The sequence below is a fragment of the Corallococcus silvisoli genome (assembly GCF_009909145.1).
Taxonomy (GTDB): domain Bacteria; phylum Myxococcota; class Myxococcia; order Myxococcales; family Myxococcaceae; genus Corallococcus; species Corallococcus silvisoli.
The window spans coordinates 73,326-89,280 of record NZ_JAAAPJ010000007.1 but is presented as its reverse complement, the minus strand read 5'-3'; the positions used below and the strand labels follow the sequence as shown (position 1 = coordinate 89,280).

The following is a 15,955-nucleotide window of genomic DNA, read 5'->3' as shown; positions in this document are numbered from 1 at the left end:
ACGTGCCAACGGCCCACGGAACGAGCCCCCTGTTCAGGACTCCACGCCCAGCCGCGCCAGAAGGACCGCCAGGCCCCGCGCCGCCGCGGCCTGACGCACCTGCCGCCGGTCTCCCTTGAACTGGTGGCGCTCCACCACCGGCGCCCTCCCCCGCCGCTGTACCGCGATGAACACCAGCCCCACCGGCTTGGCCTCCGTGCCGCCTCCGGGCCCCGCGATGCCCGTCTCCGCCACCGCCCAGTCCGCCCACGAGCGCTCCAGCGCCCCCGCCGCCATCGCCCCCGCCACCTCCGCGCTCACCGACCCGTGCGCCTGGAGCAGCGCCAGCGGTACCCCCAGCTGCTCGCCCTTCGACTCGTTCGAGTACGGCACGAACGCGCGCTCCACCACCGCCGACGCCCCCGGCACCTCCGTCAGCGCCGCCGTCATCAGCCCGCCCGTGCACGCCTCCGCGAACACCAGCCGCACCTCCCGCTCCCGGCAGCGCGCGATGACCCGCGGCGCCAGCTCCTCCAGCTCGCTCATGGCCACTCCCGGGGCACCGCCCCCAGCACCGCCACCAGCACGTCGCCCTGGAAGGTGATGCCCACCGTGCCCGCCTCCGCGCGCAGCCCCACCGCCGGGTGGATGCCTTCGGGACGCACCGCCCCCATCCCGCCTCGCGGCATGAAGCCCGCGCGCAAGAGCCGCTCCCACCAGGCCGTGGAGAGCTCGTGGCGCTCGCAGCGCTCCGACTCGTTCACCGTGCCCACGATGTCATCCACCTCCCGGCCGAAGAACCGCTTGATGGCGCGCCGCTCCGCGCTCGGCACCTCCAGCGTATCCAGCAACCGGAACACGCGGGAGAAGTGATGCCACGCGTTGACCAGCCGCTCACGCGCCGGGGCGCGGTGATGGTCCACGTGCGGCTCGCACAACACCACCCCCACGGGCGCCAGTGACGCCAGCGACGCCAGCACCGCGTCGCGCGCCTCGCCCGCCCAGGGCTCCCGCTCCGCCACGTGGTGCAGCGCGAACGCCGCGTTCACCACCAGCGGCCGGCGCACCCCGCGCAGCGCCGCCCACATCGCCGGATCCAGGTCCTCCACCAGCGACTCCACCGCCACGAACTCCAGCGACAGCCCCACCTCCTCCGCCACCGCCAGCACCGCGCCGCGCGCCTCCCTCAGGCTGCTCCCGCTGGGCTCCACGCCCACCACCGTCAGGTGTCTCGGCAGCGCCCCCGCCTTCGCCAGCGCGCGCAGCAGGCCGCACTCCTGGCGCCCCTGGCCGATGCCCACATCCAGCAGCGTCGCCTCCGCGTGACCCCGGAGGAAGTCCGCCAGCAGCGTGTTCGCCACCGCGTCCGCCGCCGACGCCAGCGGCAGGTGCTTCATCAACCGCCGGAACAACTCAATCTGCGGCGCGCCTCCATCCACCTCCGAGGCCCGGTACGGATGCAGCGCGCCCGTCGCGCCCTCCAACCTGCGCGACAGCGCCGTGGCGAAGACCGCGTAGCTTTCGTCCTCGCGCACCCGCTCCACATCCAGCAACCGGTAGAGCGTCGCCAGCGTCTCCACCGCCTCCACCGTCCGCGCTGACAACGCATGATCCATCGCCTGGAGCAGCAGTTCATCCTTCGGCGTGCGCATGCGCCCTCCCCCGTGAAGCCTGGCCATGGCTTCCATTCGACATGAAAAAGTGTAACGACCGCTCCGTTCGCGGCTCCAGGGGGAGGCACCTCGGTCCCTCCTCCGCGTGAGCGTGTGCACAGCGCTGCCGCACTCGCGGACGGACTGGTGAAACATGCGAGGAATGCCGAGGACGGCCAGGCGCTGGCGTCAGCGGGCCCCTGGTCCCAGGCACCTCGTTCGAAAAAACACTGCGCGAAGCGCCCTCACGGGCCGTATGGAGTCGTCGGACCGTCTTCGACCCTGGGCCGGGGGACCTTTCCGAGACGGCACGAGCCGAAGCCATGAATCCGCACAGCGGCGCCATCTCCCCGGGAGCCCCCGGTGACAGCTTCGTGGGGGGCAGGTGTTGAAGCAGACACCCATGTCATTCTCCCGTGCCGGTCTCGTGCTGCCGGCCCTCGTGTTGCTGCTCGGGACCTCCGCGCTCGCACAGGGCGTGCCCTCCGCCACCAGCGAACCCCGCCAGTGGGAGGCGGACGTCCACGTCACCGACGCGGGGACGACCCTCTCCGCCGAGGACGCCGCCCGCCTGGGCCTCTCCCCGGACGCGGGCGACGCGACGCTCGTGCCCCCCACCCTCACCGCCGACGCACCCGCCGCGTGGCCGGAGGGGCTGGAGGGCACGCCGGGCGAGGTGGCGCTGGAGCTGCTGGTGGACGTGGAGGGCCGCGTGGCGGAGCTCCAGGTGGTGCGCGCCGCCGCCGAGCCGCGCCTCACGGATGCGGCGCTCGCCGCCGCCCCGGGCCTTCGCTTCACCCCGGCCACGCTGGGCGGTGTCCCGGTGGCGGTGCGCCTGCCCTTCGTCTACCGCTTCACGCCGCCGGTGCAGGTCCCCGCCTCCACGACGCGCCTCTCCGGCGAGGTGCGCGCCCGCGGCACGCGCAGGCCCCTGCCCGACGCGGCCCTCTTCCTGGACGGCGCGCAGGAGCCCGCGGCCACCACGGATGCGCGAGGCCTCTTCGCGGTGGACGTGACGCCGGGCGCGCACGCGCTGGAGGTCCGCGCGCCGGGCCACGCGACGACGGTGTTCCAAGAGACGCTGGCGCGAGGCCAGACCCTCCAGGTCGTCTACCGGCTCCAGCCGCGCGAGGTGAACCCCTACGAGACGGTGGTGCGCGACGAGCGCCCGCGCACCGAGGTCACCCGCATCAGCCTGCACGAGCAGGAGATCCGCGAGGTGCCCGGCACGCTGGGCGACCCCTTCCGCGTGGTGATGTTGATGCCGGGCGTGGGCAGCCTCGCGTCGGGCATCAGCTACCCGGTGGTGCGCGGCAGCCAGCCCGCCGCCACCGGCTTCTTCCTGGACGGCGTGCGCATCCCGATGCTGTACCACCTGCTGCTCGGGCCCGCGGTGGTGCACCCGGACTTCATCGACACCGTGGACTTCTACCCGGGCGCGCCGCCGGTGCAGTACGGCCGCGTGCTGGGCGGCGCGGTGGAGGGCCGCCTCAGCCGTCCGCGCGAGGACCGGCTGCACTTCACCGCGTACGCGGACCTGCTCAACGCGGGCGGCTTCATCGAGCAGCCCTTCGCCTCCACCGGCACCAGCGTCAGCCTGGCCGGCCGCTTCAGCTACTCCGCGCTGCTCATCGCGCTGGCGGCGAACGCGCTCCAGCGCCCGGACGCGGAGCGGCTGCGCGCGGGCTTCTGGGACTACCAGGCGCGCATCGAACAGAAGGTGGGCCAGGGCCGGCTGCGCCTGTTCGCGCTGGGCAGCTCCGACGACGTGGGCATCTCTCCCCCCGAGACGTTGGGCGCGGATGGCGGCGGCGTCACCTCGCGCTTCCACCGCGTCGACCTGCGCGGCACGCACCCGGTGGCCCAGGGCGAGGGCGAGGTCGGGGTGACGCTGGGCTGGGACGGGCTGGGCCTCACCGGCGAGCAGACCCAGCGCGTGGGCAACGCCCTGGTCCGCCGGGAGGTGGGCGAATACGGCCTGACCCAGGTGAGCGTCGCGGCGCGGACCGGGTGGCGCCGCGCGCTGGATGCCACGCTGGAGGTGGCCGTGGGCGCGGACGTGGAGCACCGCCGCTCCGCCACCACCCTCACCGGCACCGCGCGGCCGCCGGGCTGGCGTCCCGGAGATGACGACGCGGATCCGCTCAAGAAGCCCAGCGCGCTCGCCACCTTCTCCGGCGCGTACGCGTCCGTCACCTGGAAGCCCTCCGACCGGTGGGTGGTGACGCCGGGCCTGCGCGTGGACGCGTACCACCTGGTGCCGGGCATGACGTTCACCGCGGTGGAGCCGCGCCTCGCCGTGCGCCACACGCTGACGGACACGCTCACGCTCAAGGGTGGCGCGGGCCTGTACCACCAGCCGCCCACCGTGCTGGTGCACGTGCCCGCCGTGGACACCGCGAGCCTGCGGTACGGCCTCCAGTCCGGCGCGCAGCTCGACGTGGGCGCGGAGTGGAGGGCCTTCGAGGGCCTGGAGCTGAGCGCGGACGCGTACTTCAACCCGCTGTCCCGCGCGGTGGAGTTCGACCTGGCGGACGTGGCGGAGAACCGCCGGCGCCGGGGCAGCCTGGGCTCGGATCCCGCCACCACCGGCTACGCCTACGGCTTCGACCTGATGGCCCGCCACCCGCTGGGGCGCCACTGGTTCGGCTGGGTGTCCTACAGCTTCCTGCAGAGCAAGCGGAAGGCGCGCTTCGCCCGCGTCGGTGACGACAACCAGGTGCAGGGCATGGTGGACGGCACGCTGCCCTTCGCCTTCGAACAGGCCCACACGTTCAACGCCGCGCTCAGCTACAAGTTCGGCAACAACTGGACCGTGGGCACGGTGGTGCACTTCAACACCGGCCGGCCGGAGACGGGGCAGAGCACCTCGCAGACGCAGCGCTGGGTGACGAACGACGACGGCTCGCACGAATGGGTGCGGCAGGACTTGGACCGCACGGGCCGGCTGGCGCCGTTCTTCCGCGTGGACGCGCGCATCGCGAAGTCATGGGCCTACCAGGACTTCACGCTGGACGCGTCGCTCGACGTGCTCAACCTGTCCGCGCAGCAGGAGGTCATCGCCTACGACTACCTGACGAAGGGCGGCGGGTCCGACGATGGCCTGGGTGAAACACCGGTGAAGGACCCCATCCGCATCCCCGTCATCCTCCCGCTGCTCGGGCTCAAGGCGACCTACTGACATGCGCCGCTCACTCGTCACCTCCCTGGGGCTCCTGGCCTTCGTCACCGCCGGCTGCGAGCGCTATCCCGAAGACCCCGTCTTCGCCTATGGCCGCGCGCTCCAGCGGGACGGCGCGCCGCGCGCCGGAGCGACGCTGACGCTCGAACGCCAGGGCGGCGACGGCTTCGCCCCCCTGAGCACCACCACCACCGAGTCCACCGGCGACTACGCGCTCGAGATGCTCTACGGCGACGCCGTGGGCACGGCGCGCGACTCCTGGCAATACAGCCGGCTGCGGCTGGCGCTGCCGCTGGAGCCGGATGGAAGCGGCGCCTCGCTCGCGTTCTTCATGGACGACGACGTGGAGCTGCCCACGCTCCAGCCCTGGGACGCCCACCCGCGCGTGGAGGACGGCGCCCAGGGCCCCGCCGTGGCCTTCCCTCCCGCGCCCCCCGCGCTCCCGCTGCCCGAGACGGCGACGGTCTTGAAGGTGGGCGTCGGCGACAACCTCGAAGACGAGGAGCCCCTCCTGCCCACCGTCCCGGAGCCCCTGCTGTGGCTCACGTCCGGCGGCGCGCTGCTGTGGCGCGAGGCGGGCATGACGTCACCGTGGTCGCCGGGCCCCTACGTGCTGGAGGACTTCACCGCGCCCCAGGTCCAGCTGCGCGCCGCCAGCGTGGGCTCCTGGCTGTTCTCCCCCCTGGGCGGAGAGAACAGCTCCGTGCAGTTCCAGTTGGAGTGGCGCACCGGCGCCGCCCCCCTGCCCGAGGGAAGCCTGCGCCCCATCAGCCGCGACGCCACGTGCGAGCCGTCCTTCCCGGACGTCTGCCCCTGGACCGATGGCCGGCTCACCCCGGTGGACTTCTTCGAGAAGGAGACCGACCCCCGAGCGTTCAGCCTCGTCATCACCCTCCCCCGCCCCGCACGGCCCCGCCACGCGGTGGTGCGGGGGCTCAAGTACCTGCAAGGCTTTGAAGGCAAGGATTGGCTCGTCCTGGAGGGGAGCCCGGACGGCGAGCACTGGCAGCGGCTGGCGCGCGTCGTCCTGCGGGACCTGGATTCGCGGGAGAAGCTCCTGCGCTCCGCGCAGTACAGCGCCTACGTCGAATCCACCGGTGGGGATTCCCCCTATGGCGACGGCCCGCTGGGCCTGGGTCCCAAGGCGCCTGTCTTCAAGGACGTGACGCTTGAGGATGCGGGCCCCACGCGCTTCGTCCGGCTCTCCGTGGAAACCCTTACCTACGATGGCAGCACCCAACCCGCTGAGTTCTATACACTCTCCGAGGTGTCCATTTTTGAATAGTCTTTGCAGGGTCCCAGCCAAACCCTGGAGATTGCTTGGGTTGAGCGGAGCCCAGGCCACCCTCCCAATCAAATAAATCAAGAAATAAAGGCTACACCGTTCTTCTCGTGCAGCACCGCACCACGTGTGCCCGAGGAGGGCCCATGATTGCGCTGACCTGGACGTATGGGCAGCTCCTCAAGGGACTGACGGAGCGGGTGCGCCGGGTGCTGCTGGTGCAGGTGCTCATCCTGGCGCCGAGCCTGGGGGTGTTGGAACACAACCCCCTGGGGTCTGCACGCCAGGGGTTCTCGCTCGTCCGCCTGGGACTGTGGGGCTGCGGGGTGGGCGTGTTGTGGGCGCTGCACCGGTATGCCTTCGGGCCCTCGCGGGTGGCCTCTTGGCAACGGGTGGCGTGGGTCACGGCGCTGTGCTGGCTGGGACAGTGGCTGGGGAGCTTCGTCACGGCGGAGGTCTTGCCCTCCGCGCTCCAGCAGTGGCCGGGGATGCGCTGGGTGCACGTGGGCTTCACCGTGCTGTTCTTCTGGTCGGCCACGGCGCTGCTCTACCGGCTGGCCGCGCCCGTCCCGGAGCTGGAGGGTGCTTGCACGGGGGCGGAGGCGTCCGAGCCCGCGGACGCGAAGAAGGACTTCACGCGCGAGGAGCGTCCAGCGGGAGCCTGAGGCGTGCGCGGCAGCCCCTGCCGTCGGTGCGGTTCTCCAGTCGCAGGCTGCCTCCGTGGGCTTCGGCGATCTGCCGGCTGAGCGCGAGGCCGATGCCATTGCCTTGAGGCTTGGTGGTGAAGAAGGGCACGAAGAGGTTCGCGGTGTCCGCGAGGCCCGGGCCTTCATCCTCCACCCAGACCTCCACGGCGCCGGGGACGTGCACCGCCCAGGAGACCCAGACACCGCCCGTGCCTCCGTCATTCGACAGGACGGCATCCACCGCGTTGCGGACCAGGTTGATGAGCAGTTGCTCCAGCTGGTCTCCGTCGCCGGACAGGGTGAGGCCGGGGCCGGGACGCACGGCGACGGAGCGGCGCGGCTCCAGCGCCACCACGCGCCGGACCCAGGGCTCCACCTCCACCGGGCCGAGCATGGGCGGAGGCAGGCGGGCCAGCCTCGCGTGCGCGGACATGAAGCGCGCCAGGGCCTCGGCGCGGCGGGCGATGATGCCCAGCCCGTGCCGGGTGTCCTCCTCCCAGTCCGAGGGACGCGGCACCTGCGCCACGGTGTCGCGGAGGGCATCCGCGATGGACTGGATGGGGGTGAGGGAGTTGTTGATTTCGTGGCTGAGGACGCGCACGAGCCGGCGCCAGGCTTCGCGCTCCTCCTCGCGCAAGGCCAGACGCAGGTCGGTGAGCACGACCAGCTGGTGGGGTTGTCCGCCCTCGCGGAAGGTTCCGCGCCACAGCTCATAGGGGCCGCCGTCCTGCTGCGCGAAGACGCGCGTGAGGCGGCGGGGCGCGGGCCCTTCGAGCAGGTCGCTCCACCCGAGCGCTCGCGCGGGCTGGCCCAGGAGCTGCGCGCGAGGGAGGCCGACGAGGCGGGCGCCGGCGCGGTTCACCAGCTTCAGGGTGCCGGAGGCGTCGAAGGCCAGCACGGCGACGTCGATGGCTTCCATCACCTGGCCCAGCAGGGCGCCTGCCTCCAGCGCGCCCAGGCGTTGTTCGCGCAGGGTGTCGCCCAGGGCGTTGACCTCCAGGAGGACCTCGCCCAGCGCGTCGCCCGCGCGCTCGCCCTTGCCGCGCACGGAGTAGTCACCTTCGCGCAGCGCGGCCAGCAGGCCCGCGACGGTGTGCAGCGGCCGCACCACGCGCTCGCGAATCGCCAGACAGGCGCCCGCGTGCACGCCCAGCACGAGCACGGACAGGGTCCAGCGCACCTTCGCGGCGAAGTCCCCCGTCCACAGCACCGAGAGCGCGACGATGACCGCGGGCAGTCCCGCGAGGATCGCGAGACCCGTGACCCGTAGGTCATGAGGGACGTGGAGCCTCCACGTCATTGGGCGGTCCGTGCCATCGGGGGCGGTCGGTGTTCCGGCTCCGCGCGCCCCCGCGGACTCCTTGACGCCTGGGCCTTGCAGCGCTGATGGCCGGGGATCCACCGCAACCTCCGTGAGGCCTGGAGCTTGCGGCGCGGGCGGGTGGGGATCCACATCGGGCGCTGTGATGCCTGGGGCTTGCGGCGCTGATGGCCGGGGATCCACCTCGGTCTCCGTGACGCCAGGGCCTTGCGGCGCTGATGGCCGGGAATCCACCTCGGTCTCCGTGACGCCAGGGCCTTGCGGCGCTGATGGCCGGGGATCCACCTCGGTCTCCGTGACGCCTGGGCCCTGCGGCGTTGGTGACCCGCGCTTCACCGCGCGCCCTTGATTCCGTAGTACTGGAGGCGCCGGTAGAGCGCGCTGCGCGACAACCCCAGCGCCTTCGCCGCCTCGCTCACGTTGCCGTCATGCCGGCCCAGCGACCGCTCGATGAGGTAGCGCTCCACCTCCTCCAGCGTCATCTCCTCCAGACGCACGGCCCCCACCCCCGCGGGCCCCGAGCGCTTGAGCAGCAGGTCCTCCACCTCCACCCGGTCCCCCGCCGCCATCAGCAGCGCGCGCTCCACCGCGTGCTCCAGCTCGCGCACGTTGCCCGGCCACGCATACGCGAGCAGCGCCTCCAGCGCGTCCGGCGCCAGCTGGATGCCGGAGCGGCCATAGCGCTGCCCCTGCGCCGCCAGGAAGTGCGCGGCCAGCAGCGGGATGTCCTCGCGCCGCGCCCTCAGCGGCGGCAGCTGCACCTCCACCGTGTTGAGCCGGTAGAGCAGGTCCTCGCGGAACCGCCCCTCCATCACCGCCCGGCCCAGGTCCACGTTGGTGGCGCTCACCACGCGCACGTCCACGCGCCGCGTGCGCGACGACCCCACCGGGTGCAGCTCCCCCGTCTGGAGGACCCGCAGCAGCTTCGCCTGCTGCGTGAGCGGCATGTTGCCAATCTCATCCAGGAAGAGCGTGCCTCCGTCCGCCAGCTCGAAGCAGCCGATGCGGTCCGCCTTCGCGTCCGTGAAGGCCCCCTTCACATGGCCGAAGAGCTCGCTCTCGAAGACCCCCTCGGACAGGCCCCCGGAGTTCACCGCGACGAAGGCCCGGTCCGCGCGGGGACTCGCCGCGTGGAGCATCCGCGCCACCACCTCCTTGCCCGTACCGTGCTCCCCGGTGACGAGCACCGGCGCGGCCGACGGCGCCACCCGTTCGATGAGCCTGCGCACCGGCTGCATCGCCCGCGACTCGCCCACCAGCGGAGAGCGCACGCCCTGCTCGCGTCGCAGGTGTTGGTTCTCCTCCTCCAACCGCCGGGTGCGCCGCAACGAACGGGACAGCTCCAGTTGCGTGCGCAGCGTCGCCAGCAGGCGCGTGTTGTCCCACGGCTTCTGCACGTAGTCGCGCGCCCCGGCGCGCATCGCCTCCACCGCGCCCTCCACGCTGCCCCACGCCGTCATCACCACCACGGGCAACAGCGCGTCCCGCGCCCGCAGCTCCCCCAGCAGGTCCAGGCCCTCGCGCCCGGACGTGGTGTCGCGCGCGTAGTTGAGGTCCATCAACACCAGCTCCACGTCCTCGGCGTCCAGCGTGGCCTTCACGCCCGCGGGGGACTGGGCGCTCACCACGGTGTAGCCGTCGCGCTTGAGGAGCAGCCGCAGCGCCTCCAGCACGTCCGGCTGGTCGTCGGCCACGAGGATGCGGGCGGGGCGGGGCGGGGCGGTAACGGGATCGAACACGGGGGACACCACGGTGGAGGAATGTGCCAGAAAGCGAGTCAGTCGGCCCGGAGCGCGATGATGGGGTCCACGCGCGTCGCCCGGCGGGCAGGCAGCCAGGACGCCCCCAGCGCCACCCCCGTCAGGAGCAGCGCCACGCCGCCGAAGGTCCACGGGTCGTCCGCCGACACGCCGTACAACAGCGACCCCAGCAGCCGCGACAGGCCCAGCGACAGGACGAGCCCCACCGCCACGCCCGTGAGCGACAGCCGCAACCCCTGCCCCAACACCAGCCGGAGCACGTCCCCTCGCGCCGCGCCCAGCGCCATGCGGATGCCCAGCTCCCGCGTGCGCTGCGCCACCGAGAAGGCGATGACGCCCGACAACCCCAGCGCCGCGAGCAGCAGCGCGCCGGCCGCGAACAACCCCATCAACAGCGCCGACAGCCGCCGGGGCCCCGTGGCTTCATCCATCCGATGCGTGAGGGGCCGCACGTCGAACAGCGGCAGGTCCCCGTCCACCGCGCGCACCTCCGCCTCCACCTGCGCGCGCAGCGACTCCGGGTCCCCCGACTTCGCGCGCACCGCCAGCCCCAGGTACCCGGAGGGAAGCTGCGACAGGGCGTAGTACGCGGCCGGGCGCACCGGGGCGTCCAGACCCCACTCGCGCAGGTCCTCCACCACGCCCACCACCGTGGCCCACTGCATGTCCTGGCCGTGCAGCTTCATCCGGTGTCCCACCGCGTCGCCGTTCGGCCAGAAGATGTTCGCGCAGGTCCGGTTGATGACCACCGCCCAGGGCGCGTCCGGTCCGTCCGCGTCCTCCAGCAGCCGGCCCTGCCTCAGCGGGACGCGCAACGCCCGCAGGTAGCCCTGCGTGACGGCGCGGAACTCCACCGCCTTCCACAGCTCGCCGGGCTGCCGCGCGCGGCCCTCGATGTCGAAGCTGTTGTCCATGGCGCCCCCCAGCGGGAGCACGTTCGTGAGCCCCGCGGACTCCACGCCGGGCAGCCCCTGGAGCCTCGACAGCAGGGCTCGCAGGAAGGCGGACTGCCGCGCCCGGTCCGGGTACGTCACCGTGGGCAGCGCGAGCTGTCCGGTGAGCACACCCTCGGAGCGGAAGCCGGCCTCCACGCCCTGGAGCGCGAGGAAGCTCTTCACGAACAGGCCCGCGCCCACCAACAGCACCAGCGCGAGCGACACCTGGGCCACCACCAGCGCCGCGCGCAGCCGGCCCGTGCGGTGTCCTCCCGTGGACCGGGACCCTTCGCGCATCGCCACGTGCAGGTCCGCGCGGCTCGCCTGGAGCGCGGGCACCAGCCCGAAGAGCACGCCCGTGAAGAGCGACACCGCCAGCGTGAAGAGCACGGAGGGAACGTCCAGCCGCACCCCGTGGGCGCGCGGCAGGCCCTCGCCCACCATCGCGACCAGGGCGTCCGTGCCCCACAGCGCCAGGAGCAACCCCAGCGCCCCCGCCACCAGCGACAACACCACGCTCTCCGTGAGGAACTGCGCCACCAGCCGCCCCCGCCCCGCGCCCAGCGCCGCGCGGATGGACACCTCGCGGCTCCGGGCCACCGCCCGCGCCAGCAGCAGGTTGGCCACGCTGGAGCACGCCACCAGCAGCACGAAGCCCACCGCGCCCCAGAGCAGCCACAGCGTCTCCCGCACCCCGCCCACCACCTGCTCCTCCAGCGTCTTCACGCTGATGGACCAGCCCGCCTCCCGATACTGGGACACCACGTCGGGTTCGCGCTCGTTGCCCAGGCGCACCAGGTCCGCCCGCACCGCGTCCACCGTCACCCCGGGCTTGAGCCGCGCCAGCACGGACAGGAAGCGGTTGCCGCGCCGGGACGCCTCCTGCTGCGCTGGCGTGGGCGCGAAGGGCAGCACCAGCTCCGTGCCCTCCGGATACGCCACGCCCGGAGGCAGCACGCCCACCACCGTGCGCGACTCCCCGTCGAGCCGCAGCGTTCGCCCCAGCACCTCCGGATCCTTCGCGAAGTGCGTGCGCCACGCGGAGTCCGTGAGGAGGACCACCTTGTCCCGCCCCGGCGTCTCCTCCTCCGCGGTGAAGTCGCGGCCGAGCACTGGCGCGACGCCCAGCGTGGTCAGGAACGAGGCCGTGGCGATGACGACGCGGAAGCGCCGGGGCGACTCCGTGCCGGTGAGCGTCACGTCGTCGGGCCGGAAGGCCGCCAGCGACGCGAAGGCCCGCGCGTGCGTGACGTATTCCCGGTACTCCTGCAACGAGGTGGACACCTCCTTGAGGCCAAAGGCGTCGAAGTTGTTCGACAGGTGCACCAGCTGCTCTGGCCGCGCGAAGGGCGGCGGCGTCAGGAGCACGCCCTTCACCACGCTGAACACCGCGCTGTTCGCGCCAATGCCCAACGCCAGCGTCAGCACCGCCACCCCCACGAAGCCGGGGGCGTTGCGCAGGGAGCGCCACGCGTAGCGCAGGTCGTTGAGCAGGCGTTCCATGGCGCTCCCGGGCCCTAGCGAAGCTGCTCGTCCTGCACGACGCGGCCGTCGAAGAGGCTCACCGTGCGCGTGGCGATGCGCGCGTGCGCCGGGTCGTGCGTCACCATGCACAGCGTGGAGCCCGCCTTGTGCAGGTCCGACAAGAGCTGCATCACCGCCTCGCCGTTCTTCGAGTCCAGGTTGCCCGTGGGCTCGTCCGCCAGGAGGATGAGCGGATCCCCCGCCACGGCGCGCGCCACCGCGACGCGCTGCTGCTGACCGCCGGAGAGCTGCCCCGGCAGGTGCCGCGCCCGGTGCGCCATGCCCACGCGCTCCAGGGCCCGCTCCACGCGCTGCTTGCGGTCCGCCGCGGGCAGGCCGCGGTAGGTGAGCGGCAGCTCCACGTTCTCGAAGACGGTGAGGTCGCCGATGAGGTTGAAGCTCTGGAAGATGAAGCCGATGTGCTGGTTGCGCACCTTCGCCCGGTCCGTGGGCGACAGCTCCAGCACGCTGCGTCCGTCCAGCAGGTAGCTGCCGCGCGTGGCCGTGTCCAGGAGCCCCAGCACCGCGAGCAGCGTGGACTTGCCGGAGCCGGACGGGCCCACGATGGCCACCCATTCGTTCTGGCGGATGGTGAGGTGGATGTTGGACAGCGCGTGCGTCTCCACCTCCTCCGTCTCGAACACCTTCGTGAGCCCGTCGAGCTGGAGCAGGGCCTTCCCCGGCACCGCTCCGGGCGCCACCACCTTCGCCTCGAGGTCGTTCGTCATCGTCGTCATCATCGCAGCCTCACGCGTTCCACCGCGTCCCACGCGGTCATGTCCGACAGCACCACCTGATCACCCTCCACCAACCCCTGCACCACCTCCACCGCGTTCACCGAGCCCCGGCCCAGCTTCACCGGGATGCGCACCGCCTCGTCGCCTCCAGGCACGAGCCGGAAGAGCGCCAGCGAGCTGTCCGCCTGGGCCCCCGCCGGGCGGCCCACCGACAGCACGTCATCCAGCCGCTCCAGCTCCACCGTGCCCTCCACGGTGAGGTCCGGCCGGGCCCCCTTGGGCAGCGTGGCCGGCAGCGACACCTCCACGCGCACCGTGCCCTGGCTGGCCGCGGGCGCCACGCGGGCCACGGTGCCTTCGACGACGCCGTTGCGCGTGTCCACCTGCACCTTCAGGCCCGGCAGGATGTCGCGCGCCTGCGTCTCCGCGATGCGCAGCTCCGCCTTCAACCGTTCGGGCTTCACGACCTTGGCCAGCAGCACGCCGGGCGTGACCCACTGGCCCAGCTCCAGGGGCAGCTCCTGGAGCACGCCGTCCTCGCCCGCCAGCACCTTCATGGACTCCACCTGCTGGCGGCGGAAGCGCGCCACGGCCTTCAGGCGCTCCACCTGCTCCTGCTGGGAGGCCAGGCGCTGGCGCAGGCTCTGGGTCATGACGTCCAGGCGCTGGCGCTCCAATTCCAGACGCTGGTCGGACGCCTCCGCCTTCTCCCGCGCCTGCCGCGTCTCCAGGTCGCCGACGAAGGCCTTCTCGAACAGGGCCACGTTGGCCTGGGAGCGGCGCGTGGCGTCGGCGGCCTCGGCGGCGAGGGCGGCCACGGTGGCCTGCTGGGACAGGCGCTGCGTCTGGAGCAGCTCGCGCAGCTCCAGGAAGTCGCCTTCCGCGCTCGCCAGCTGGCGCTCGGCCTCCAGGGCCTGGAGCTGCACGTCGGGGTTGGACAGCTCCAGGAGCAGCGTGCCCGCGGTCACGGTGGCGCCGGGGCGCACGTGGATGCGCTCCACGCGGCCGGCGGTGTCGGCGGTGAGCCAGCGGATGGACTCGGGCACCAGCGAACCGGTCCCCTTCACCTGACGCACCAGCGGGCCGCGCTTCACCGTGTCCAGCCACACCGAGGCTCGCTCCACCGTGGGGGCGGCGGGGCGCAGCCGGCCGAGGCCCACCGTCACGGCCACGAGCAGGCCCAGGCCCAGGGCGGCCAGGAGATAGGGTTTGCGGCGAGGTGCACGAGCCTTGGGGATGTCCACGGGTCGCCTCCATAGCGAGCCGCGTGCCAGGGACTGGAGCGGAGACAACCGCCTGGAAACAGGGGGAACGGTTCGAGGGACGGAGCGGCGTTGACCGCTTGCGCGAAAGGCGCGTCCCAGGAACGGACACCGCGGAAAGGTGCGCTGGGGGTGAATAGGAACAGCGTCGGTCCGTCTGCCTGCTCGCTTCACTTCCCGCACAACTTCTAGGAATCCCATGCGCCCCACCACTTCGCGGGTGCGCGCCAGCATGCTGCTGGCCGCCACCCTTCTGCCCTTCTCCGCCCTGGCCGACACCGTGCACCTCCACCTCACGGAGGTCGGGAGTGAAGTGGAGGCCACCGGACTCGCGGCGGCCAAGGTGGCGGAGGGGACGCGCTATGGCCTCGAGCCCCTGAGCGACAGGGGTTCGGTGGCGATGGCTCACGCGCTGCTCCAGGAGGCGTCGAACCCGGAGGTAGCCACGGCGGCGGGCGGGGGGGCGGTGGAGGACGCGCAGGAGGCGGAGGGCCTGGGCCAGGACTCGGTGGGGCGCGACCGGGAGGACTCGCGGCCGCGCCGCCGGGGAGGCCGGACGAACCTGGACCTGGGCGTGGCGCTGGGGTTCAACAGCCCCTCGGGCATCTTCGGCGGCGAGCTGGAGTACCGGGCGGCGCCGTGGCTGGGGCTCAACCTGAGCGCCGGCGCTGGCGCGTGGGGCTGGCGCGTGGGGCCACTGGCGCGGCTGTATCCGCTGGGCGAGGTGCGCACGAGCCCCTTCCTGGAGGGAGGCGTGAGCTTCAACCTGGGCGGTGAGACGACCACGGAGATCGACGGAGGCGATGTCCGGTTCACGGACCGGCTGCTCACGCCGGTGGCGACGGTGGCCATGGGTCTGCGTCAGGCGATGGGCCCCATGTACCTGGGCCTGCGCGTGGGTTGGGGCTTCCGGCTGCGTGAGGACAACTGGACGGTGCGCGACGGCGGACCGCAGGACATCCTCACGAGGACCGCGCTGAACCTGACCCAGCACGGCGGCTTCCTGACCAGCATCACGCTGGGCATGTCGCTGTTCTAACGGCGCGCCGGGGCAGGCGCGGGGCCAGGCGGGCCCGCGTCCTGCCAGGCCTGGGGGAGGAACGGCGAGGGCCCTTCACCCAGTCCCTCTGGGGATGCAGTCCCGGGGTCACCCGGAATGGAAGGCGTGCCCGCATCCGCAGGAGCCGAGACATCGGCCTGACCATCGATGAGCCGCCGCAAGATCCTGCCGTCCCGGTGGATGGCGTAGCTGGCGCCAGAGTCCAGGGCGGGATGCGTTCGGCCACAGGCGCCGGGGTCCTCCTCGATGCGAATGAAGATGACTTCGCCCTGGCGGACGACCCGGTACCGCTGGGACTCCCAGCGGCTTCCACAGGACACGGGCTTGTCCTGGGGTGGAAGCAGGTCCCGTGTCGCGATGGAGAGCGCGCGCAGGGTGTCGCCATCCAGTTCGTACACCGTGCCTTCCGTTCCCACCGAGACAGCGGGCTGCGCGAAGAACGGGGGGAAGACAATGGATGAATCCTCGTCGACCTTCACGGGAGCGGGCGCGGCGGCTCTCACGCAGCTCACGACCCAGAACGCCGACACCAGGATGAAAGGGTTCCTCTTCACGCCTCACTCCTGGCAGGACTCA

At 72.5% G+C, this 15,955-nt stretch carries 12 protein-coding genes; 4 read left to right on the top strand and 8 right to left on the bottom strand.

Features of this window, described 5'->3' with window-relative positions:
- Positions 1–33 precede the first annotated feature (33 nt).
- The gene (locus GTY96_RS14705) at positions 34–525 is read right to left on the bottom strand and encodes a CinA family protein (RefSeq protein WP_161665055.1); all 492 of its coding nucleotides are present in this window, start codon (positions 523–525) and stop codon (positions 34–36) included.
- Positions 522–1,631, bottom strand: coding sequence for a GRAS family protein (locus GTY96_RS14700; protein ID WP_143903516.1), 1,110 nt, complete (start codon positions 1,629–1,631; stop codon positions 522–524). The genes GTY96_RS14705 and GTY96_RS14700 overlap by 4 nt, the downstream gene beginning before the upstream one ends.
- 403 nt (positions 1,632–2,034) lie before the next feature.
- On the opposite strand from GTY96_RS14700, the gene GTY96_RS14695 reads away from it, so the two are divergent.
- The 3 genes from GTY96_RS14695 (at position 2,035) to GTY96_RS14685 (ending at position 6,759) form a co-directional block, all read left to right on the top strand.
- Positions 2,035–4,812, top strand: a complete 2,778-nt coding sequence (locus tag GTY96_RS14695; protein ID WP_161665054.1) for a TonB-dependent receptor domain-containing protein — start codon at positions 2,035–2,037, stop codon at positions 4,810–4,812.
- A gap of 1 nt (position 4,813) precedes the next feature.
- On the top strand, positions 4,814–6,097 hold the full coding sequence (locus GTY96_RS14690; protein ID WP_161665053.1) for a hypothetical protein: 1,284 nt from the start codon (positions 4,814–4,816) through the stop codon (positions 6,095–6,097).
- A 143-nt stretch (positions 6,098–6,240) separates the two neighbouring features.
- Positions 6,241–6,759, top strand: a complete 519-nt coding sequence (locus tag GTY96_RS14685) for a hypothetical protein (RefSeq protein ID WP_161665052.1) — start codon at positions 6,241–6,243, stop codon at positions 6,757–6,759.
- Here GTY96_RS14685 and GTY96_RS14680 read toward each other — a convergent pair.
- From GTY96_RS14680 to GTY96_RS14660, 5 genes are all read right to left on the bottom strand, one after another.
- On the bottom strand, positions 6,728–8,080 hold the full coding sequence (locus GTY96_RS14680) for a sensor histidine kinase (protein ID WP_161665051.1): 1,353 nt from the start codon (positions 8,078–8,080) through the stop codon (positions 6,728–6,730). The genes GTY96_RS14685 and GTY96_RS14680 overlap by 32 nt on opposite strands.
- 353 nt (positions 8,081–8,433) lie before the next feature.
- Entirely contained in the window at positions 8,434–9,852 is a 1,419-nt protein-coding gene (locus GTY96_RS14675) for a sigma-54-dependent transcriptional regulator (protein WP_161665050.1), read from the bottom strand.
- A gap of 26 nt (positions 9,853–9,878) precedes the next feature.
- A complete protein-coding gene (locus GTY96_RS14670; protein WP_161665049.1) occupies positions 9,879–12,299 on the bottom strand; it encodes an ABC transporter permease in 2,421 nt (806 codons plus the stop codon).
- Between the two features lie 14 nt (positions 12,300–12,313).
- Positions 12,314–13,057, bottom strand: coding sequence for an ABC transporter ATP-binding protein (locus GTY96_RS14665; protein ID WP_186001992.1), 744 nt, complete (start codon positions 13,055–13,057; stop codon positions 12,314–12,316).
- Positions 13,057–14,301: an efflux RND transporter periplasmic adaptor subunit gene (locus GTY96_RS14660; protein WP_143903500.1), complete on the bottom strand. Its 1,245-nt coding sequence runs from the start codon at positions 14,299–14,301 to the stop codon at positions 13,057–13,059. Before GTY96_RS14660 ends, GTY96_RS14665 begins: the two co-directional genes overlap by 1 nt.
- Before the next feature lie 217 nt (positions 14,302–14,518).
- Here GTY96_RS14660 and GTY96_RS14655 point away from each other — a divergent pair, with 217 nt between their 5' ends.
- Positions 14,519–15,358 (top strand): hypothetical protein, encoded by an 840-nt coding sequence (locus GTY96_RS14655; RefSeq protein ID WP_143903498.1) that lies wholly within the window; start codon positions 14,519–14,521, stop codon positions 15,356–15,358.
- On the opposite strand, the gene GTY96_RS14650 is transcribed toward GTY96_RS14655, so the two are convergent.
- Positions 15,355–15,933: a hypothetical protein gene (locus GTY96_RS14650; protein ID WP_143903496.1), complete on the bottom strand. Its 579-nt coding sequence runs from the start codon at positions 15,931–15,933 to the stop codon at positions 15,355–15,357. The two genes, GTY96_RS14655 and GTY96_RS14650, sit on opposite strands and share 4 nt — an antisense overlap.
- Positions 15,934–15,955: the final 22 nt, after the last annotated feature.